Raw genomic sequence first — 19,584 nt, 5'->3', positions numbered from 1 at the left:
GGTAGCCCGTCTGTTTGGTTTAACAGCAACGCAGTCTTAGCGCCACAAGCAAATAAGCCTAAAGTGCCTATAAAAGTTTATATATCGGTGGGAGCAAAGGAAACCCCAGCCTTTGGTGAAGGACAAAATATGGTTGAGGGTGCCAAGCAATTGGTACAAAAAATTAATGCACTTAACAGTGACAATATACAATTAAAAAGTGTGGTTATTGAGGGCGCTAGCCATGCAACAGCATTTCCTACTACAGCAATACAAGGGCTTGATTGGTTGCAATAAAATCACAACCAATAACGCTGAGTGTTTTTGAGTTCATTTTTCCAGCTTACCAGTACTTCAATAAATTCTGGGCCTATACCACAGCAGCCGCCAATAATACTTGCGCCTAGGTTGTGCCATTTTTTTGCAAAGTCTAGGTATTCTGAAGGTGAAATATCGCGATACGCTTGCGAGCCTTGATTGGCTTGATAGTCATGGGCAATAGGTGTAAAGCCGTTTGCAAAGGCGCCCAACACCACGGTTTTATTAAGTTTCGACACGACCTTATTAGTATCTACCAAGGCTTGTTCTATTACTTCGGGGATCGAGCAATTAAATAAAATACCAGCAATATTGTATTCAAGTAGTTCTGTTATGGCGTCAGTTACTAATTCACCTGAGCGCAGGGTTGCTTGTTCGCTAACTTCATCATTTAAAGTAAATGCGTAATAGCATGGCTTGTTTGAATTTTTAAGTACACTTGCCATTACATGTGCTTCTTCAATGCTTGAAATAGTTTCGCCAATCCATAAATCTACATGCTCGTTTTGTGCGTCATAAAGTGTATTTAAAATAGTAAAACCACGTTTAGGTTCAAATAGCTCCGGGCGGTAAGAGCCAAATACCGGCGGAAGCGAACCTGCTACCATTACATTTTGCTGTGCACTTTGAGCTGCTTTTTTTGCAATGATTGCAGCTTGATTGGCAAGCGCGGCACCTTGTGAATTATAAAGCGCTTCGCCCAAATGAAACGGTACACATGCGTAACTATTTACAGTAATTACTTCAGCACCAGCGTCTATAAACCCAGTGTGTGCTTGAGTGACAAAGTGTGGCGCTTCTATAAGTGCTTGTGCACTCCAAAGGGGTTGCGTAAACGGAGCACCAATGCGCTTAAGTTCGCGCCCCATGCCACCATCTAAAATAATTACTTTATTCATAATAAGCTTCCGCTGTTCTATATAATATGGCGTCATTCAAACATGTTTTGCTTAAAAATATAGTGAAACTTCATCAGGTTTAACATAAAAAAAGCTCAATACTTTTTAATAGACACAAAAAAAGCGACTGCCCAAGGGAGTCGCTTACTTTTAAATAAGGTTTAACTTATTTGTAAAACGCTTCTACCTTGCCTTTTACTTTCATAAGTAATGGCTGGCCGCGGCGATCTAACGCTTTAGGTGCTGCTACTTTAATCCAACCTTCGCTAATGCTGTACTCTTCAACGTCAAAGCGTTCTTTGCCGTTAAGTGTAATACCAATTTCATGTTCAAAAACTTCTTCTACATAAAATTTGCTGCGTGGATTAATAGAAAGTTGATCAGGTAATTCAGGTTTATTTGTATCAGTCATAATAGGGATCTGCATAGAATATATTGTGCGCTATTGTAGGCAATACAGGAGTTATGCTCAAGCAAGACTGAAATAAATGTTTGAAGGGGCTTTAGTAATACTGATAGAAGGTAATTAAGGGAGTAATAAATGCGTTAAAAAACGCATTTATTTAAAACATGTTAAATGCTAACAATGTTCTCAGCTTGTGGGCCTTTTTGACCTTGAGTAACAGTAAACTGTACACGTTGGCCTTCAGCAAGGGTTTTAAAACCGTCACCAGAGATTGCGCTAAAATGTGCAAACACATCAGGGCCAGACTCTTGCTCGATAAAACCAAAACCTTTTGCTTCGTTAAACCATTTTACTGAACCAGTAGTTGTAGTAGACATAATATGTATCCTAAAAAATTAATATAAGTGTGCCTGAAAAGAGGCGATTGAGCCGGAAAAAATAGTTAACTTGAGGATAACGCGCAGGATTATTACTAAAACAACGGGGTACTAACAAATAAAACAAAACTTCTTTCAAACTAGTATTCAAAATGGGTTATTGCTAACCCATTTAATTGTTTAGCAATTAGATGCTAACAATGTTCTCAGCCTGTGGGCCTTTTTGACCTTGAGTAACAGTAAACTGTACACGTTGGCCTTCAGCAAGGGTTTTAAAACCGTCGCCAGAGATTGCGCTGAAATGTGCAAACACATCAGGGCCAGACTCTTGCTCGATAAAACCAAAACCTTTTGCTTCATTAAAAAATTTAACTGTACCAGTTGTTGTATTAGACATAATAGATCCTAAAAATAAATAAAAGTGTGCCCTAAATAGGCAATTTAACAGGAAGAAAACGTGCATTTAACTGAGGATAACGCGAAGGATTATTACTAATATCAACGAGGTACTTACAAATAAACTGGGTTTTCATCAACCCGATGCCGAGCAGGATAACAGCATGTTTGATAATACACCAAGCTTTATTGTTATTTTATTTTTTAGCTTAGGGTAGTTTACTCTTTAGTTTCGCCGTTCTTATTTATTATATGGGTATGAGTCAGTAGATTAATTAAATATCAGTTATCGATATTACTAGGTTAAAAACCTCACGACGCCATTAAATCTCGCCGTTAGATTCAACAAACTTTAATTCATACAGGGCAAAAGGCCCTAGTTATTAGCGGTTAAAGCGCGGTTTTTTAATCAAGTTCAATTTGGTAGTGGTAATGATCGCTTCTGCACTTGCTTTGGCGATATTCAATACGTTTACCTTCAATCGATTCTGTAATGCGCGACACCAGTAACAGTGGATCGCCAGTGTTAATTGCGAGCATTTTTGCATCGGTTTCATCCGCTAATACCGCTTTAATACTGTCTTGGGTTTTATGTACGGTTTGATTAAATTTGGTTTGATAGTAATGGTACAATGTATGCGGAATATCACTACTTTGATGTATATTAGGAAAGTAGCTTTGTGGAAGGTATATAGTTTCGCTCATACAAAATTCGTTATCAATAATACGCCTACGCACAAGCTTAGCGACTTTGTCTTTTTTATTAAGTTGCAGGGCTTCAATTACATCGAGTGGTGCAGGGCAAAGCTCAACCGATAACAGCTCTGCTTTGGGTAAATCAGTACCTTTACCGTCGGCTTGCAGTGGGAAAAACCTAAAAAGTGCGTCTTGCGGGGTATGCTCAGATACAAAGGTACCAACACCTTGGCGGCGGGTGACTATTTTATCGTCGGTTAATAAATTAAGTGCTTTACGAACAGTGCCTTGGCTTACATTAAATTCTTCAGCAAGGCGAAATTCGCTTGGTAATGCTTCGCCAGGCACCCAGCGTCTTCCAACAATGAGCTGTTTAATATAATCAGCCACTTGTAAGTAAAGCGGTTGAAAAGCCAAGCTTGGGCCACTTAATTTGTGATCAAACAAAGAGTTACTCATCGTTATTTACCGTTAAATTTAATCCACCTGTAGTTATAACATAGGTGGTACTTTTTGCGCACCTTGGCGTAAGCCCAATTAATTATGAGCAATTGCAATACAGCTTACATTTACTTTGTTCTTAAAAACAAATCGTTACGCTACAATAGCGCATATCTAGGAAATTTAAAGTGCTCAGTATCTCGTTAGAACTCATATTGCTTATGGCGCTTTGTCTAGGCATTGCCACCATAATGCAAACGCTTAGTGGGTTTGGTTTTGGGTTGCTGGTGGTTGCCAGTTTTACGCTCTTAGATGTATTGCCATTAACAGCAACCACGTTTTTAGTAAGTTTGTTAGGGCTTGTTAACTCAACCACTGTGGTGGTTAAAAACCGTAATGCAGTAAAAGTACCTGAACTAAAACTCATGCTGTATACGGGTATCCCGCTAATGTTGCTAGGGTTTGGTTTACTTGAGTATATGTCGGCGCATTTAACGCAGCTTTTAAACTTTATTTTAGGAGTTAGTATTTTGCTGTGTTGTGGCTTAATGCTAGTTGGCCGTGCAAAAGTAAATAAGAAAAGCGGGCGTGGATCATTTTTAATCGCAGGCGGCTTAAGTGGATTGTTGGGCGGGCTGTTTTCAACCTCGGGACCACCGTTGGTTTTTCAGTGCTATAAACAAAGTTGGTCTATTGAGGCTATACGCAGCACATTACTTGCTGTATTTACCATTAGCGGCTTTGTGCGTGTAGGTATTGCAACATTTGGTACCTTACCTGAGCCCGACATTATGTTTTTAATTGCAGCGGCAATACCTCTTGTGCTCTTAGTTACACATTTTGCCCGTAAATTAACCCATTACGTCGATGCAAAATGGGTTTATATAATGGCAATTACATTGCTCGGCTTAAGTGGTGTATCGCTGGTGGCCACATCAGCAGCGAGTATATTGTAAGTTAGTGGGTAACTTAAGTTTATTTACGTTGATATGGGAATTACAGTAGTTTAACTAGTATCTTATGAACAGTGAGTGGTTGGTTAAGAAGCCTCTTAAATGCATTGGAATGACGCAAGCCAGACTTTGAAGCCACGGCCTGTTAGTACATCAATCAGCATCAAGACGATGCCTTCAGAGTATCGCTTATTGCTAAAAACCTAACTGACGAAAGCTATGCAACAACCTACAGTGGCGATAACTTCCGTTACCAAATCCCGCGTGATGCAGAGCGCTACTTTGGGGTGTCGTTTAAGGCGCGCTTTTAATAATTAAAAATATTTTCCCTTGTATAACAACAAGCGCAGCGTTAAACCGCTGCGCTTTTTTGTGTCTTATTTTTGTCAATCTTTGGTCACTTTTTCTTCATTAAAACGTCCTTTATTAGTCATATGTATTTTCTATAGTGCAGCGGTTACTTATTTGAGGTTTTAGCTTCAAGCAAAAATAACCACTACATAATGGGAATAATAAAGGATGAAAATTAAAAAAGTCGCTGCGGCGGTTGGGCTAACATTTATGTTAAGCGCCGCTAGCCATGCCAATGTGTTACCACAAAGCCAAACAGATAATAACTGGTATACAAACGCACAAACTACGTTAGCTACTAAAAATACTCAGGCACAAAGTGCACAAGTTACAAAAGCAAAAAACGTGATTTTATTTGTGGGTGACGGCATGGGTATTTCTACCCTAACGGCAGCACGTATTTTAAAAGGCCAACGAGCAGGTAACCCAGGTGAAGAAGGCTATTTAAGCTTTGAAAAATTTCCATACTCTGCGCAAGTTAAAACCTACAACGTAGATGCGCAAACCCCCGATTCTGCAGGCACAATGACCGCAATGATCTCAGGTGTTAAAACCGATGTAGGTGTAATCGGTGTAGACGAAGACATTGAACGTGGTGTGTGTTCAACGGTTGCAGGTAACGAGCTTTTAACGGCAACAGAACTGGCTGAAATTAAAGGCCTAGCAACAGGTGTTATTTCTACAGCGCGTATTACCCATGCAACGCCAGCGGCAACGTATGCTAAATCGGCAGACCGCAACTGGGAAGATATTTCAGATATGCCAGAGGGCTCAGAAGGCTGTGAAGATATTGCCTCACAGCTAGTTAATTTTGAAAAAAATCTAGAAGCGCGCTTTTTAGGCACCGACGTAGACGGCCTTGATTTTGTAATGGGCGGCGGTCGTCGTCACTTTTTACCAAAAGATGCTGCGGCTAATTCAAGTGACGCAGTAAGTGCTGTTGAAGGCGACCGCACCGATGAGCGTAACCTAGTTACCGAGTGGCAAGCACAATACCCAGATGCAACGTATGTGATGGACCAAGCAGGGTTTGATGCCATTGCTGATGACGCTACTAAAGTATTTGGTTTATTTAACGAATCGCACATGCAATACGAAGCTGACCGCGCAAATGACGTGGCAGGCGAGCCGTCACTTACCGAAATGACCACAAAAGCGATTGATGTACTGGGTAAAAACGATAATGGCTTTTTCTTAACGGTTGAGTCGGGCCGAATTGACCACGCACATCATGCGGGTAACGCTTACAACGCACTTAACGACACCATTGAATTTGCCAATGCAGTGCAAGCGGCAATCGATAATACCAACCCAGAAGAAACCCTTATTTTAGTGACTGCCGATCACAGCCATGTATTTACTATTGCAGGTTACCCTAAACGCGGTAACCCAATTTTAGGCCAAGTAGTAGCCGTAGGCCAAACAGCGCCAAGCCTTGCTGCCGATGACATGCCATACACTACAGTAGGTTATGCAAATGGTTTAGGTTTTAGAGACCTAGGTGATGAAACAAACGCTGATGCAACCTACTTAAGCGGCCCAGTCGCAGGGCGTGTTGAGTTAAATGGTGTTGATACAACAACCCCAGGTTTTCACCAAGAAACAACCGTGCCACTCGGTTCTGAAACACATGCTGGTGAAGATATTTCACTGCACGCTAAAGGCCCGGGTGCGCAACTTGCTCAAGGTGTAATTGAGCAAAACGTTGTATTTCATCTAATTAACCAAGCTCTTGAATTAACTCAGCAATAATGGCGGCGAACATGAAAAAATTAACAGTACTTTCTTTAGCAGTAATGGTCGCGCTAGCGGGTTGTTCAAGTGATGATGATAAAAGTGATAACAACATTATCGCAGTAGACAACGCCATAGCCGTGGGCTCAGCGCAATGTATTAATGGCGGTGTAGAAACCCAAGTGGGCGTAGATACAAACGAAAATGGCGTGCTTGATAGCGACGAAGTTAATTCATCTAACCTAGTGTGTAATGCGCCGGCAACGTCGCTAACTACAGAGCAATTAGCTAACCTTACAGGTAACGCATGGTATAGCGACGCACAAACAAAGTTATCAGCAACACAGCAAGCTAATACCGAGGCGGTTACTGAGTCGGGTAAAGCTAAAAACGTAATTTTATTTGTAGGCGACGGTATGGGTATTTCTACCGTTACGGCTGCACGAATTTTAGCAGGCCAGCTTGAAGGCGGCATGGGTGAAGACTACCAACTTAGCTTTGAAACCATGCCTTACTCAGGCTTTGTTAAAACGTACAATGTAGATGCACAAACGCCCGATTCAGCAGGCACAATGACGGCTATGGTGTCAGGTGTTAAAACCGATGTAGGCGTCATTGGTGTAGACGAAGACATTGAGCGCGGTATTTGTTCAACCGTTGCAGGTAACGAACTGGTCACCTCGCTTGAGCTTGCTGAAATAGCAGGTAAAGCAACCGGCCTTATTTCAACGGCACGTATTACTCACGCAACCCCTGCGGCAACGTATGCTAAATCAGCTGATCGTAACTGGGAAGATAACTCAGATATGCCAGCAGGTTCAGATGCTTGTGAAGATATTGCATCGCAACTCGTAAACTTTGAAGCTAACCTAGAAGCACGTTTTGCAGGTATTGATGTAGATGGCATAGACGTAGTAATGGGCGGCGGTCGTCGTCACTTTTTACCAAAAGATGCCGCGGCTAATTCAAGCGATGCAATCAGCGCGGTTGAAGGGGATCGTACCGATGGTCGTAACCTAGTCACCGAGTGGCAAGCTACTTACCCAAGCGGCAACTACGTAATGGACCAAGCAGGGTTTGATGCTATTAGCAACGATGCTACCAAGGTATTTGGTTTATTTAACGAATCCCACATGCAATACGAAGCCGATCGAGCAAACGATGTAGCGGGCGAACCGTCGCTTTCGCAAATGACCGAAAAAGCAATTAACGTGCTTAATAACAACGATAAGGGCTTTTTCTTATCGGTAGAGGCCGGGCGAATAGACCACGCGCACCACGCAGGCAATGCATACAACGCGCTTAACGATACTATTGAATTTGCTAAAGCCGTTAAGGCCGCAATGGACAACACTAACCCAGAAGAAACCTTAATTGTGGTGACTGCTGATCACAGCCATGTATTTACCATTGCAGGCTACCCAAAACGTGGTAACCCAATACTAGGTAAAGTAGTTGCAGTAGGTCAAACCGAGCCAAGTCTTGCCGCCGACGACATGCCCTACACCACAGTAGGTTACACTAATGGTTTAGGCTACAGAGACTTAGGTGATGAAACCAATGCCGACGCCTCATACTTAGCTGCACCAGTTACAGGACGTGTTGATTTAACAAATGTTGATACAACCACTCCGGGTTTCCACCAAGAGTCATTAGTACCACTTAGTTCAGAAACTCACGCAGGTGAAGATGTAGGTGTATACGCAATGGGCCCAGGTGCACATTTAGTTACAGGCACAAACGAGCAAAGCTTTTTATTCCACGTAATGGACTTTGCCGCTGACCTAGTTAAAACAGCTGACGAAACAGTGGCTCAGTAAGTAGAGCCCATTAAAAGCCCGCATTATTTTGCGGGCTTTTTTGTGTCATAAAAATGCCACTGTTAGTGGGTATGTTATGGCAATAACAGTGACGTTAAATACAGAGAACTCCATGAAAACAGCATTATCACTATTCGCAACCATGTTGCTTACAACACTTACAACACTTACAAGCACCAGCGCACTTGCCACGCAGTGCAACCTAAATAGCCAGTATTTAAAAGCAGACTACACAATTACCAATACCCACAAAAACAAGCAAAGTAGTCAGATACTTACACTTTGGCGTAATAACAAGCAAGTAGCACATCAGAGCGATGTAACCACTGAGCTGTGGCAGCATTTAGCCAATAAACAAATTCGCCCAATACGTTATTTTAATGCCCAACAACGCGGAATTGAGTATCAGCCATCAGAGGTACGTGGCGTACAAAATTGGAGTGCTAAAAACCAGCTGGTGGATAATCAGTTAATTGAAAAAATGACTCTTAAAAAAACGCAAGGCACAGGCTGTGATGAAGTAAAAAACTACACCTACCAAGAGGGTGAAAATACCTATTCACTTGCTTTTTATAGCCAAACTCAGCTTGTTAAATCATTTACTGTAAACAACACAAAAAACCAAACAATGACGTTATTAAGCTTAAATAAGGTCAGCTACAACAAGCAGCAAGTTACTTCGCAATTTGCGCAGTGGGACCGCTTTCAAACTACTGACTACGCCGACATTGGCGATAACGAAAACGACCCGTTTTTAGCAAAAATGATCAACCTAGGTTTTATAGAACACGGCGCAACAGGGTTTTATAACCAACAAGGTGAAGCTATTCAAGGTGGGCACCACCACTAGGTTTTGGTGAGTTTTAATATGGTGTAAAACGAGCTTGCTGTGTTGGGGATAAATTTATACTTCAATCAGCAAGCTGTGGTGAGCTACCAAACACCCTGTAAAATAAAGTGCATTTAAAATATTTCTGCCCAGAAGACCTCGAATAATCACCTCTTCTTATAAATAAGCAGCCACTTACAGCCAAATATTTTTAGTTGGCAATAACTTAAGCTATTTGATATTAATAGAAGTCTACGCAATAGGGACGTTACATAAATGCCTCTCAACAAAGCTGTTATATTGGACTTAAATGCGAGCACTTTTAGTTATATGTTTTTTCTGGACTAACTCATTATTCGCCTGCGGCGATGATGAACTAGGTCAACTCGCATCTTTTGCAAAAATAAATGAAGACTATAGCGTAGGTAACGTTGCAGGCTATGATGTATATGTACCTGAAATATTTAAGAGCTATTATTTAACGTCATTCACTCTAGTGATAAAAGATACTTTTTTAGCAGACTTAAACTTTACTGAAGCTAATAGTTATGAAGGTTATTACAACGTTTTTTTTCAAGTTAATCCTGAAGAATTAGATTTACTAAATATAGTACTCGGTTACTCAACAACACAAGACAAAAAAGGAATAGTGATGTGTGGTGAAAGAATACAGTTAAATTTAAAAGAGTTGCTCAGAGCAAATCGGCCAGAAGCGATCATAGCAATCCCACCGCCGTTAAAATAAAAATTATTGTTCTTTTTTTTGCAACGTCGCTCAGAAAGTTTGAAGTAGCTTGGTTGAGTTTTTTTAAGGCGCTTTAATTGTTCGCAATGTTTGAACAAAGTTAGGAGTTATTCTTAATGGCAAAGTATATGTTTAGTCTTTTATTTGTTTTATTACTATCTGGTTGTGATTTTGAAGTACCTGGAGCCGATGAAAGGTTTGGTACGCAAAACTTTGTATCTGCTATTTCTCTCATTGAACTACATAAAACCCGCAATGGCGAATATCCAAACACTTTAGCCGAACTGGATTTTTTAGGTGATTGGGATGGTATTTGGTTGTCCGCTGTTAAATATGAAAAAAATGATGACGGCTACAATTTATACCTTGAGAGAGGATGGGCTGGTAAGCCCTCATTAGAGTTTTCTGAGAGGTTCAAGCAAGGCTTAGGTATTAAAGAAACCAATATTAAATGGGTAAAAAACTAATTACCAAAGCTTAAACAGTTGCTTATAAGGAGTTTGCATCAAATATGCGCATTATGAATTTTATTGAAAAAGCTAATAAGGTATTACTATTTATTGCTGCGTTAGTTGTAATTTTTGCTATTGGTAAGAGCCTTATTAGTGGTCTTTTTAAAAGTGGCTACTCTGCGCCTAAGGTTCAGGTGATTGAACATAGCGCAGCCTTTGATGAAGAACCAAAGTTACAAAAAAATTATATTGGTCAAATCAAAGATGTTCACATTTTAGAAATCACATCTGACAAAATAATAAATCAAAAGCCTTACAGGGCTAATGCTGAGATTATTGTTACCTCAGCACTGAGCTTGAGTCGTAATGCAGTAAATTTAATGTTTACTAAAACTGGCCAGAAAAATAAAGTGTTATTCAAGAATAACGGATTGATCGTAGGCTTTTCTCCGGTTCAATTAAAAGAAACCAGTTACCAAAGCGTTTTAAGTAAAAATATTTACTCAGTTGTTCAAAACGATACAAACAAAGATGGCTTTTTAAATAGTGAAGATAAAAAAGAGCTATTCGTTTCTGAATACGATGGCTCAGGCTTAAAATCCATTATGGATAATATTGAGGGCTATCAGTTGATTAGTAATAATACGGCCTTAATTTATACCAAGGCGGAGAGTGAAACACTTTATTATATTTTTGATGTACTATCAGGTGAGTTAGTTAAGCTTGATACACGCTTGTAGTTAGTAATTAACTTAAACACACAACCTAATTATGCGCTAAAGGCGTTCTATATGGACATGACAATGCTCAAATCTTTTACTGTTACTAAAAAGAATTATACCGACTATGCTGATTTTATAATAAAAAAGTTGTGTGCGCCTAAAGATAATAAAAGTTTAGGGTTTATAAAAAATGTGATTGCATGGTTTGTGCTAACCGTTGTTTTTATGACTTTTTTTCAGGTTGAGTCTATTCGCCTTTCTGACTTTCATTGGCCAAGTGGGTTAATTGTAGCAGTGCCATTTTTAATATTGATTATTGTATTTTTATACAATAATCATAAGTTAAAAAAGCAATCAATCCCCAATGAAAATGGCGTAATGATTGGTAATAAAACAATTGAGTTTCAGGCTGATGGCATTTGCGAAACTAATCATCTAGGACGTTACTTTTATAAATGGCAAGCCGTTGAAGCAATAGAAGAAAATAAAGGCGACTTATATATATTTGTAGACAAGCTATTGGCTTTAATAATCCCCGCGAGTGCTTTTACAAGCGAAGCCGAAAAAGAAGAACTAAAAGCTTTAATTAAAGCCCATATCTAGTCATGCGTTACTTTATGAATACTTGCAAAGCTTTAGCGCTTATTTTAATGCTTATACCTATTTCATCAATAGGAAGTGAAAAACAAGCTAACACTACCGATGAACAACGAGATAAGTATCTTGAGCATAGAGCTGCTTGGGAGAAAATGCTAAAAGAGCGCTATGAGAATGAGTTAAAGCACAACCCACCAATACCGCCTTGGATTAAATTTCCAGATTACCACCCAAGCGAAATTTTTTGGAGAATGGGGGAAGGCGAAAGCTACATAAATGACTATGTCTCTACCTATTTTCAATACGCCTCTAAGGCTGAAATAAATGCTTATAAGATTAAATATCCTGAACACTCAGATTGGCTAGGAATATATAAGCGTTTTGAACATTAGCTAAAGTAAGGCTATTTTTTTAGATAGCTTATTTGAGTGCGGTATCTATTAAAAGTGCTATTAACTCATGCTAATAGCACATATCAATTTATAGACACTACTCTAAATGAGTATCATCAGGCTTCTTAGGCCTATCGGCGAGCTCTGTAAGGCCGTCTTCACAGTCGCCGTGTTCACAGGTATTTAAATCGCTTTGTGCTTGCCTGTCTTGTTGTAATACCTGTTTTAAATCTTCCATACGTTGGCGCACAGCTACGCCGTAGCTTGCATCGTCGCCCCACAGTTCAGCAAGTTGCACAACCGCAGCGCGATCGTGTTCTCTAAACAGCTTACCAGCACGCTCAGCGTCTTGTTTGTTGTTTCCAAGTAGTTCGAGTGCTTCTACGGCTAAGTTAATAGCTGAGTCGACGGTTTCGCGGTTAAACGCATCTACTTTTAAATTAAGTAATTTGTATGCGTGGCGACGGTCTATTGCGCGGGCAACAATTTTTAATTGTGGGTAGTTTTTGTGGGCAAGCTCAATTATTTCAATGGTTTTGTCTGGATCATCAATGGCAACAACCAGCATTTGTGCGGTGTGTGCGCCTGCGGCTTCAAGGAGTTCTTGGCGGGCGGCGTCACCATAAAATACGGTATTACCAAAGCGGCGTAGTAATTCTATTTGGCTAGGACTGTGATCGAGTACCGTTATTTCGTAGCCTTGGGCGTGCAATAAACGCCCCATAATTTGTCCAAAACGTCCGTAGCCCGCAATAATAACGTGCTTAGCTGTGCTAATTTGCTCTGGCTTGTCGAACTCTGGTGCACTGGTATGGCTGCGTTTTTCGAGTTGTTCGTACACCATTAACAATAGCGGAGCCACTAACATTGATACAGCAACAACAAGGGTCACTAAGCCTGTTTGTGCTGGCGTTAAAATAGCCAGTGTTGTGGTTACGCTTAACAATACAAAAGCAAATTCGCCGCCTTGTGCAAGGGCTAATGCAAACAGTAATCGCTGTTTTTTACTAATATTAAAGGTGATGGCAAGGGCATATAAAATACAGGCTTTTACCACAATAAGTAACGCAACAAGTGCGATAACAGTTGAAAACTCATTAGCCAATAACTCAAAGTTGATAGAGGCGCCCACGGTTATAAAAAACAACCCCAAAAGTAGCCCTTTAAAAGGTTCTATATCGGCTTCGAGCTCGTGTCTAAATTCACTTTCGGCAAGGACTACACCCGCTAAAAATGTACCTAATGCAGGTGAAAGCCCAATACTTTGCATAACAAGGGCAATAGCCACCACTAAAAATAGCGCAAAAATAGTGAATATTTCACGCATGTGAGTTTTAGCTATGTACCTAAATAACGGGGCCGATACGTATTTACCACCGGCAATAATGGCAGCAATCACACCTATCGATACAGCGACTTGTTGCCACACAGGCCAGTTGGCAATGATAGAATGGCTTATTTCTTTAGAGCTACTTGGTGGGGCAAAGGCGAGTAATGGCAACAGCGCCAAAATTGGAATAATGGCAATGTCTTGAAATAATAACACCGAGAATGCATTTTGGCCGGCTTCGCGCTTTAGCCAGCCTTTTTCCTCAAGGCTTTGCAGCACAATAGCGGTTGAAGACAACGCAAGCATTAATCCAATAGCGAGGGCTGTTTGCCACTGCATGGTAAACACCCAATAACAAAATGCAAAAATAACGGCGGCAGTTAGCACTACTTGTAGGCCACCGAGCCCTAAAATAGAGTGGCGAAGTTTCCATAAGCGAGAGGGTTGTAGTTCAAGGCCAACTAAAAATAGCATCATTACTACGCCAAACTCAGCGAAATGCATTACATCGGTTTGATCTCCCACCACCCCTAATGCAAAGGGGCCAATGAGTATGCCGGCAATTAAGTAACCCAGTACCGAACCAAGACCAACTCGCTTGGCAATAGGAACTGCCACAATAGCCGCAGCTAAGTATATTAACGCTATTTCTAACACATGCTTACCTTATTAAAGTTTAGACAATTAGCATGGCTTAGGTACGTATAAAATACAATAAGTTACTCAGTCAAATTGCTTTAACTGAATGATAAAATTTATTGCAATGTGCTTAAATAAAGCACTTAAATGACCGAATTGCTGTTACTGTAACGTTTAAAACAAAACTAAAAACTTTGCTACTAGGACGAGCTACATTTTATGATTTCGCTAAATAATGTGTTTTTTACACGCCAAGATGGTGGCTTGAAACGACAAATAATTAATGATTTATCGTTAACTATTTCACCTGCTGCGCACATTGCCTTACTCGGTGATAGTGGCTCGGGTAAAACAACATTATTAAATTTATTAGCCGGTCTACTGTCTCCTGATGGAGGAACTATTACGGTTAATGAGCAAAAAATTAGTGAACTGAGTGCTAGTGAGCTTGCTCTTTATCGGCGTAAAATAGGGATTATTTTTCAGCACTATCAATTACTCAGCCCGTTAAATGTGAAAGACAATATGTGTTTTCAAGCAAGGCTTAATGGGTTATCGCCGAGCGACGATGAAGTAAATACAATGGCTAAAAAACTGGGTTTAGAAGGCAAGCTTACAGCAATGCCTGAGCAACTCTCTGGTGGCGAGCAGCAACGAGTAGGCATAGGTCGTGCGCTATTAAATAAACCCAAGCTACTATTGGCTGATGAACCTACGGGTAACCTTGATGCCGCTCGCTCACTCGATATAGTTACGCTATTAAAAAGCTTATGTGAAGAAGAGCAAATAATACTAATTATGGTCACGCATAGTCAGCGATTGGCCGACCAATTTGCTACGCAATTGTTTTTAAAAGATGGCCAAATTAATGGCTGAACTTAAACTTATTTTAATAACGTATATGCGGTTTTATCGCCGTCATGTTGGGCTGTTATTACTGTTTTTTATTGGTTTTAGTTTAGGCGCGGCGCTACTTACTGCAATACAGGGCTTAAATTTAGAGGCCGGTAAACGCTATCAACAAACCACAGCATTAATTGCAAACCCCGTGACGCATTTTGTACGCCCTGTGCTAGGTGAAAACAGGTTGCCCAACAGTATGTGGTCGCGTATTAGGGCAGCTGGCTTTACGCAGGTTCAACCGGTTTTAGAAGGCGTAATTGAAACCGATACGCAGCAAAAACTCGCGCTTAGGGGCGTCAATTTATTACAGTGGCTTACACAAAATACCAGCGGCTCAGCATCAACAACCAACAATCGTTATTCTGGGTTAGAACAGCTACTAAATACTGTTTATATCGATCCTAAATTAATGCAGCGGCTAAATTTAAAAAATAGCCGTATTAATATAAACATGGGCGATGCCACACGCACGTTAGCGGTAAGCGAGTTACAAGGTTTAGGCATGACCATGCTGGTGGATATTAGCCTTGCTGATAAACTACTGCGCGCAAATGGGGTAATTAGTTACTTTGAAGTAAGTGGCTTAAATAACAAACAAGCAGCCCAATTAAACGTATTGATAGGCGATCAAGCACGCCTTGAAGCTGCGCAAGAGCAGGCTTTTGATGCGCTCTCTGAGGCTTTTTTCTTTAATTTACAAGCGCTGGCTTTGTTAGGTTATGTGGTGGGTGCGTTTTTAAGTTTTAATGCAATTAAGCTGGCGTACAATGCGCGCGCTCACTTGCAGCAGCAAATGTGGGTGCTGGGTTGTCAAAGGTCGGTGTTAATTAAAGCGCTGGTTATTGAATTATCGGTGCTTAGTTTTTTTGCTGCGTTATTAGGTGCGTTATTAGGCGCGGCACTGGCAAATGCCTTAGTTATGGATGTATCGGCGACTCTTCGAGGGCTTTACCAGCTAGATAGAAGCTTTGTAGTAAGCCTTGATAGCAGCATGATTGCCAGCGGTTTTACACTTAATATTGTTGTTTTGTTGGGGTTTTTAGCCAGTCAATCGGCTCGATTAAGTGCTTTTTTAACGCGTATTAAATGGCTAATGTTTGCGTTAGCTATTTTTTCAGCCAGCTACTTAGCGTTAACGGCAAATACCAAAATAAGTGCCTTATTGCTGTGTGTTTGTGTGCTACTCCTCTTTTTTGTAATTACGCCACCGGTAGTTAAAGGCGTTTTTAAACTGCCATGGCCAACACAAAACCCTATTATTCAGTGGTTAAAAGCCGACAGCCTAGTGCAATTACCCGCATTACTAAGCTCGGTGCTCGCTATTTTAATGGCGATGGGGGCCGCCGTAGGTATGCAAATTATGGTTGGCAGTTTTAGCGACACCTTAGATACACACCTTGAAAAACGCCTAAGCGCCGATTTATACGTAAGGCCCGATCAAAACATTCAAGCGTTAGGGGCTAAATTGCGTGAACTCCCAGAGGTTGAAAAAGTAGGCGTATATTGGTCAGCTAACAGTGAGCTTAACACACCTAAAAATACGATAGCTGTTGATGTTATGGCATTTGGTGCAACGGCCAGCAATAACCAACACCTTACTTTGTTAAACAATAAAGCACCTACATCTGCAGTATTTGAAAAAAACAAAAACGGGGTGGTGGGTTGCTTAGTGAACGAACCCGCCTTGCTGCAGTATTCGCTTACAGTCGGTGATGTAATAACCCTAAAACAGCATATTAATACACTAACGTGCCAAGTACGCGCTGCCTATTTTGATTACGGCGAGCAAGGGTTAAATGTAGTAGTCACTACAGCAGCATTATTGAGTAGCAGCTTAAACTACACTGAGTATGGTTTATCGCTTTGGTTAAAGCCTAATACTGACGTTGACGCCATGGCCGAATATATTCAAAAGCAGCACCAATTAGATAGCCAACAAGTCATTGCTAATCAGCAGTTTAAACGCTTTGCAAAACAGTTATTTGGTAAAACTTTTTATGTTACTCAGGCGCTTAATATTTTCATTATGCTGATTGCATTATTTGGCATGTGGGTGAGCTTTTTAACTTTAGGGCGGGGGCAATTACAGCCCATGGCGGTATTGCAAACGCTGGGTGTCACCCAGCAGCAATTATTGGGGGCAAAAGTACTGCAAGCTGCACTTATTATTTTAACCACCTTGTTATTAGCTATACCACTGGGGCTTAGCCTTGGATGGGTACTATTAACTTACGTCATGCCAATTGCCTTTGGTTGGACCATGGCCATGACCGTTAATTGGCTACAGTTAGGTGGCTTTACGGTGCTTATGTTTATGTTAGCTTTATTTGTGAGCGCGTTACCGCTAATAAAATTAACGCGAAGCGCCGTTGCCGATAATGTTGCCAAGCACTAGGACTTACATGAATAGACTAAAAGCATCCGTTACCTTTATTTTTATTAGCGCATTAAGCGCATGTCAGCCCGAAGTAGAGCAAGTAAATCAAAATAAAAAAATGCATAGCGGGTTTGCGCAACAATATGGTGAACCTGTAAACAAAAAACAAGGGCTGAGCTTTCCACGCGATCATGGGGCGCATCATCAGCAAGGAATTGAATGGTGGTACGTAACTGCTAATTTAAAAGCAGATAATGGCGATACCTTTGGTGTGCAATGGACTTTATTTAGGCTCTCGGTTGATGAGCAAAACACACAAACAGAACCATCACCTTGGTGGAATGGGCAGCTTTACTTTGCTCACTTTGCAATACAAACCGATTCACAGCATCAAGCGTTCGAAAAGTATGGCCGATCGGGACAAGTAAATATAACAGCGCAGCCATTTGAAGCTCGCCTAGATGATTGGCAGCTAGCAAGTAAGGAGGTAACATTTTTACCGCTTAGCTTAAAGGCGCAGCAGGAAAATTACAGTGCTAACCTTGTGCTGGCTAATAGCCCGCTTGTAAAACATGGCGAGCAAGGTTACAGCCAAAAAACCCACCAGGGGCATGCCTCTTATTATTACAGCTATCCGTTTTTACACGCTAAAGGCGATATCACATTTGCGGGTAAAACTTTTAAAGTAACTGGAGATGCTTGGTTAGACAGAGAGTGGTCTTCGGCGCTAATCGATCCTACCCAAAATGGTTGGGACTGGTTTAGCATTCAGGCTGATGATAAAAAACAGGGGGGCTTAATGGCATTTTGTATTCGTAATGGTCAACAAAGTTATGATTACTGTAGTGCATCGCACATTACACAAAATGGACAAGTGCGCGCCATTGCAAATAACGACGTGACTTTACAGGTATTAAAAACATCAGAGCTCACAACCCAATCGGCGCAAAGTAGTAAAACCTACCCAGTTAAATGGCACCTCAAGGTTAAAGGGTTTGAACCTATTATAATCGAAGCACGTAACCCCGATTCACGAAATCAATTGAGCATTCCCTACTGGGAGGGGCGAATTAAAACCCAAGGCGGTTTTAAAGGTAAAGGTTATGCAGAGTTAGTTGGTTATTAGCGGGCTATAAAATGGCTTTCAAAAAGAAATGCACTTCAGCCAAGGCTAAGTGCATTTTATTATTCACAGTTCAGGTTATTTAAACCTGAGGTTGATATACTCGCGTTTATTGGTCGAATTTTACAGGGCCGTTAATATTATCAATACTTACATCGCCCGAGCCCGCTTCTGTAATTGTTAACCCTTTAGCATGATTAACGCGAATACTACCCGAACCATCTTCAATGGTAACGCTTGCATCAACATGTTCAATGGTTAAGTCGCCCGAGTTATCTTCAACGTCTACAGGGCCATTAATATGTTGTATTGTTATGCTGCCCGAGCCGTCTTCAACGGTTAATGTACCACGTACATTGCTTACACTCATATCGCCTGAGCCATCATCAATATTTGCATTGCCATTGACGTTATTAATAGTAATGCTGCCCGAACCATCGTTAAGGTCTAGGTTACCAGTGATGCTTTGAAGCGAAATATCGCCCGAGCCGTCGTCTATGTTTAGGTTTTTAGCGCCATTGATTGATAAGCTGCCAGAGCCATCTTTTACATCAATATTATTTTTCATGGCGTTAATAGTGATGTCGCCCGAGCCGTCATCAATATCTAGCATAAGGTTGTTAGGTACGGTGACCACTAAATCAATACTTGGCGATTGACCGCTGTAAAAGCTAACTCCATTATTGCTTTTTTTTTGTGCAACAAGCTTTGCTTTAGTGCCACTTTGATCAAGGGTGAGTTCGTATTCATCGTCTATGTCGGCTGTATAAATAGTGGCGTTAACACTAATACTGGTTGCTGTTGATGAACCTGTTATTTTAAGTGAACCCGCGCCGCTAAGTACGTCTAGGTATTCAAGGTTATTGCTAGGTAATGTTAGTTGTTGTGTTTGTTTTACCGACGCAACGCTTGGCGAAATATGAAACACGCAGCCACTTAATAATAAAATACCACTAATTAGTGAAAGTGGTTTAGCAATGGTAGATACAGTTGATGAGCTCATGGTTAGTCCTTTTAATGTGACAGTATTAGTTAATATAACAAGACTAGAGCAAAAATGGGGCCTAAATTTAAGTGTTTGTTTTATAATGAATTTAGTTTTTTG

Annotated in this window: 19 protein-coding genes and 1 pseudogene; 13 read left to right on the top strand and 7 right to left on the bottom strand. The window is 40.8% G+C overall.

Annotation, left to right across the window (positions count from 1 at the left end):
* Positions 1-276, top strand: a pseudogene (locus CWB62_RS14745) (alpha/beta hydrolase); the annotation flags it as partial.
* Between the two features lie 2 nt (positions 277-278).
* On the opposite strand, the gene CWB62_RS14740 reads toward CWB62_RS14745, so the two are convergent.
* The 5 genes from CWB62_RS14740 to CWB62_RS14720 all read right to left on the bottom strand — a co-directional run bounded on the left by CWB62_RS14740 (position 279) and on the right by CWB62_RS14720 (position 3,530).
* The gene (locus CWB62_RS14740; RefSeq protein WP_138528166.1) at positions 279-1,196 is read right to left on the bottom strand and encodes a homocysteine S-methyltransferase family protein; all 918 of its coding nucleotides are present in this window, start codon (positions 1,194-1,196) and stop codon (positions 279-281) included.
* A 166-nt stretch (positions 1,197-1,362) separates the two neighbouring features.
* Positions 1,363-1,608 (bottom strand): DUF3297 family protein, encoded by a 246-nt coding sequence (locus CWB62_RS14735; RefSeq protein ID WP_006792550.1) that lies wholly within the window; start codon positions 1,606-1,608, stop codon positions 1,363-1,365.
* 161 nt (positions 1,609-1,769) lie between these two features.
* Positions 1,770-1,979, bottom strand: coding sequence for a cold-shock protein (locus CWB62_RS14730; protein WP_006792549.1), 210 nt, complete (start codon positions 1,977-1,979; stop codon positions 1,770-1,772).
* A 187-nt stretch (positions 1,980-2,166) separates the two neighbouring features.
* Positions 2,167-2,376, bottom strand: a complete 210-nt coding sequence (locus CWB62_RS14725) for a cold-shock protein (RefSeq protein WP_006792548.1) — start codon at positions 2,374-2,376, stop codon at positions 2,167-2,169.
* Positions 2,377-2,780: 404 nt separating this feature from the next.
* Positions 2,781-3,530 carry a GntR family transcriptional regulator gene (locus tag CWB62_RS14720; RefSeq protein WP_058403665.1) on the bottom strand — a complete coding sequence of 250 codons (750 nt, stop codon included), beginning with the start codon at positions 3,528-3,530 and terminating at the stop codon, positions 2,781-2,783.
* A 170-nt stretch (positions 3,531-3,700) separates the two neighbouring features.
* On the opposite strand from CWB62_RS14720, the gene CWB62_RS14715 reads away from it, so the two are divergent.
* The 9 genes from CWB62_RS14715 to CWB62_RS14675 all read left to right on the top strand — a co-directional run bounded on the left by CWB62_RS14715 (position 3,701) and on the right by CWB62_RS14675 (position 12,107).
* The gene (locus tag CWB62_RS14715; RefSeq protein ID WP_235591406.1) at positions 3,701-4,468 is read left to right on the top strand and encodes a sulfite exporter TauE/SafE family protein; all 768 of its coding nucleotides are present in this window, start codon (positions 3,701-3,703) and stop codon (positions 4,466-4,468) included.
* Positions 4,469-4,984: 516 nt separating this feature from the next.
* The gene (locus tag CWB62_RS14710; protein ID WP_058403666.1) at positions 4,985-6,568 is read left to right on the top strand and encodes an alkaline phosphatase; all 1,584 of its coding nucleotides are present in this window, start codon (positions 4,985-4,987) and stop codon (positions 6,566-6,568) included.
* A gap of 11 nt (positions 6,569-6,579) precedes the next feature.
* The gene (locus tag CWB62_RS14705) at positions 6,580-8,370 is read left to right on the top strand and encodes an alkaline phosphatase (RefSeq protein WP_138528164.1); all 1,791 of its coding nucleotides are present in this window, start codon (positions 6,580-6,582) and stop codon (positions 8,368-8,370) included.
* A gap of 112 nt (positions 8,371-8,482) precedes the next feature.
* Positions 8,483-9,220, top strand: a complete 738-nt coding sequence (locus tag CWB62_RS14700; protein ID WP_138528162.1) for a hypothetical protein — start codon at positions 8,483-8,485, stop codon at positions 9,218-9,220.
* Positions 9,221-9,509: 289 nt separating this feature from the next.
* Entirely contained in the window at positions 9,510-9,944 is a 435-nt protein-coding gene (locus CWB62_RS14695; RefSeq protein WP_138528160.1) for a hypothetical protein, read from the top strand.
* A 116-nt stretch (positions 9,945-10,060) separates the two neighbouring features.
* Positions 10,061-10,411, top strand: a complete 351-nt coding sequence (locus CWB62_RS14690) for a hypothetical protein (RefSeq protein WP_138528158.1) — start codon at positions 10,061-10,063, stop codon at positions 10,409-10,411.
* A gap of 44 nt (positions 10,412-10,455) precedes the next feature.
* Entirely contained in the window at positions 10,456-11,136 is a 681-nt protein-coding gene (locus tag CWB62_RS14685; protein WP_138528156.1) for a hypothetical protein, read from the top strand.
* A 63-nt stretch (positions 11,137-11,199) separates the two neighbouring features.
* On the top strand, positions 11,200-11,721 hold the full coding sequence (locus CWB62_RS14680; protein ID WP_058403744.1) for a YcxB family protein: 522 nt from the start codon (positions 11,200-11,202) through the stop codon (positions 11,719-11,721).
* A 14-nt stretch (positions 11,722-11,735) separates the two neighbouring features.
* Positions 11,736-12,107, top strand: a complete 372-nt coding sequence (locus tag CWB62_RS14675; protein WP_082653589.1) for a hypothetical protein — start codon at positions 11,736-11,738, stop codon at positions 12,105-12,107.
* 97 nt (positions 12,108-12,204) lie between these two features.
* On the opposite strand, the gene CWB62_RS14670 is transcribed toward CWB62_RS14675, so the two are convergent.
* The gene (locus tag CWB62_RS14670) at positions 12,205-14,094 is read right to left on the bottom strand and encodes a monovalent cation:proton antiporter-2 (CPA2) family protein (protein ID WP_138528154.1); all 1,890 of its coding nucleotides are present in this window, start codon (positions 14,092-14,094) and stop codon (positions 12,205-12,207) included.
* Between the two features lie 201 nt (positions 14,095-14,295).
* Here CWB62_RS14670 and CWB62_RS14665 point away from each other — a divergent pair, with 201 nt between their 5' ends.
* Genes CWB62_RS14665 through CWB62_RS14655 form a run of 3 tightly spaced genes read left to right on the top strand, consistent with a single transcriptional unit; the run spans position 14,296 to position 18,482 of the window.
* Entirely contained in the window at positions 14,296-14,952 is a 657-nt protein-coding gene (locus CWB62_RS14665) for an ABC transporter ATP-binding protein (protein ID WP_058403672.1), read from the top strand.
* Positions 14,945-17,374 (top strand): FtsX-like permease family protein, encoded by a 2,430-nt coding sequence (locus CWB62_RS14660; RefSeq protein WP_138528152.1) that lies wholly within the window; start codon positions 14,945-14,947, stop codon positions 17,372-17,374. Before CWB62_RS14665 ends, CWB62_RS14660 begins: the two co-directional genes overlap by 8 nt.
* 7 nt (positions 17,375-17,381) lie before the next feature.
* Positions 17,382-18,482: a lipocalin-like domain-containing protein gene (locus CWB62_RS14655; RefSeq protein ID WP_138528150.1), complete on the top strand. Its 1,101-nt coding sequence runs from the start codon at positions 17,382-17,384 to the stop codon at positions 18,480-18,482.
* 106 nt (positions 18,483-18,588) lie between these two features.
* Here the strand turns inward: CWB62_RS14655 and CWB62_RS14650 are convergent, their stop codons facing one another.
* Entirely contained in the window at positions 18,589-19,482 is an 894-nt protein-coding gene (locus CWB62_RS14650; protein WP_138528148.1) for a DUF4097 family beta strand repeat-containing protein, read from the bottom strand.
* Positions 19,483-19,584: the final 102 nt, after the last annotated feature.

Source organism: Pseudoalteromonas sp. S408 (genome assembly GCF_005886645.1).
Taxonomy (GTDB): Bacteria; Pseudomonadota; Gammaproteobacteria; order Enterobacterales; family Alteromonadaceae; genus Pseudoalteromonas.
This window is presented reverse-complemented; position numbering and strand designations above follow the sequence as displayed.

Excerpts from the sequence above, each read along its gene's own strand:
- CWB62_RS14740 (WP_138528166.1), bottom strand. The coding sequence starts at position 1,196 with ATGAATAAAGTAATTATTTTAGATGGTGGCATGGGGCGCGAACTTAAG.
- CWB62_RS14735 (WP_006792550.1), bottom strand. The coding sequence starts at position 1,608 with ATGACTGATACAAATAAACCTGAATTACCTGATCAACTTTCTATTAAT.
- CWB62_RS14730 (WP_006792549.1), bottom strand. The coding sequence starts at position 1,979 with ATGTCTACTACAACTACTGGTTCAGTAAAATGGTTTAACGAAGCAAAA.
- CWB62_RS14725 (WP_006792548.1), bottom strand. The coding sequence starts at position 2,376 with ATGTCTAATACAACAACTGGTACAGTTAAATTTTTTAATGAAGCAAAA.
- CWB62_RS14720 (WP_058403665.1), bottom strand. The coding sequence starts at position 3,530 with ATGAGTAACTCTTTGTTTGATCACAAATTAAGTGGCCCAAGCTTGGCT.
- CWB62_RS14710 (WP_058403666.1), top strand. The coding sequence starts at position 4,985 with ATGAAAATTAAAAAAGTCGCTGCGGCGGTTGGGCTAACATTTATGTTA.
- CWB62_RS14705 (WP_138528164.1), top strand. The coding sequence starts at position 6,580 with ATGAAAAAATTAACAGTACTTTCTTTAGCAGTAATGGTCGCGCTAGCG.
- CWB62_RS14700 (WP_138528162.1), top strand. The coding sequence starts at position 8,483 with ATGAAAACAGCATTATCACTATTCGCAACCATGTTGCTTACAACACTT.
- CWB62_RS14695 (WP_138528160.1), top strand. The coding sequence starts at position 9,510 with ATGCGAGCACTTTTAGTTATATGTTTTTTCTGGACTAACTCATTATTC.
- CWB62_RS14690 (WP_138528158.1), top strand. The coding sequence starts at position 10,061 with ATGGCAAAGTATATGTTTAGTCTTTTATTTGTTTTATTACTATCTGGT.
- CWB62_RS14685 (WP_138528156.1), top strand. The coding sequence starts at position 10,456 with ATGCGCATTATGAATTTTATTGAAAAAGCTAATAAGGTATTACTATTT.
- CWB62_RS14680 (WP_058403744.1), top strand. The coding sequence starts at position 11,200 with ATGCTCAAATCTTTTACTGTTACTAAAAAGAATTATACCGACTATGCT.
- CWB62_RS14675 (WP_082653589.1), top strand. The coding sequence starts at position 11,736 with ATGAATACTTGCAAAGCTTTAGCGCTTATTTTAATGCTTATACCTATT.
- CWB62_RS14665 (WP_058403672.1), top strand. The coding sequence starts at position 14,296 with ATGATTTCGCTAAATAATGTGTTTTTTACACGCCAAGATGGTGGCTTG.
- CWB62_RS14660 (WP_138528152.1), top strand. The coding sequence starts at position 14,945 with ATGGCTGAACTTAAACTTATTTTAATAACGTATATGCGGTTTTATCGC.
- CWB62_RS14655 (WP_138528150.1), top strand. The coding sequence starts at position 17,382 with ATGAATAGACTAAAAGCATCCGTTACCTTTATTTTTATTAGCGCATTA.
- CWB62_RS14650 (WP_138528148.1), bottom strand. The coding sequence starts at position 19,482 with ATGAGCTCATCAACTGTATCTACCATTGCTAAACCACTTTCACTAATT.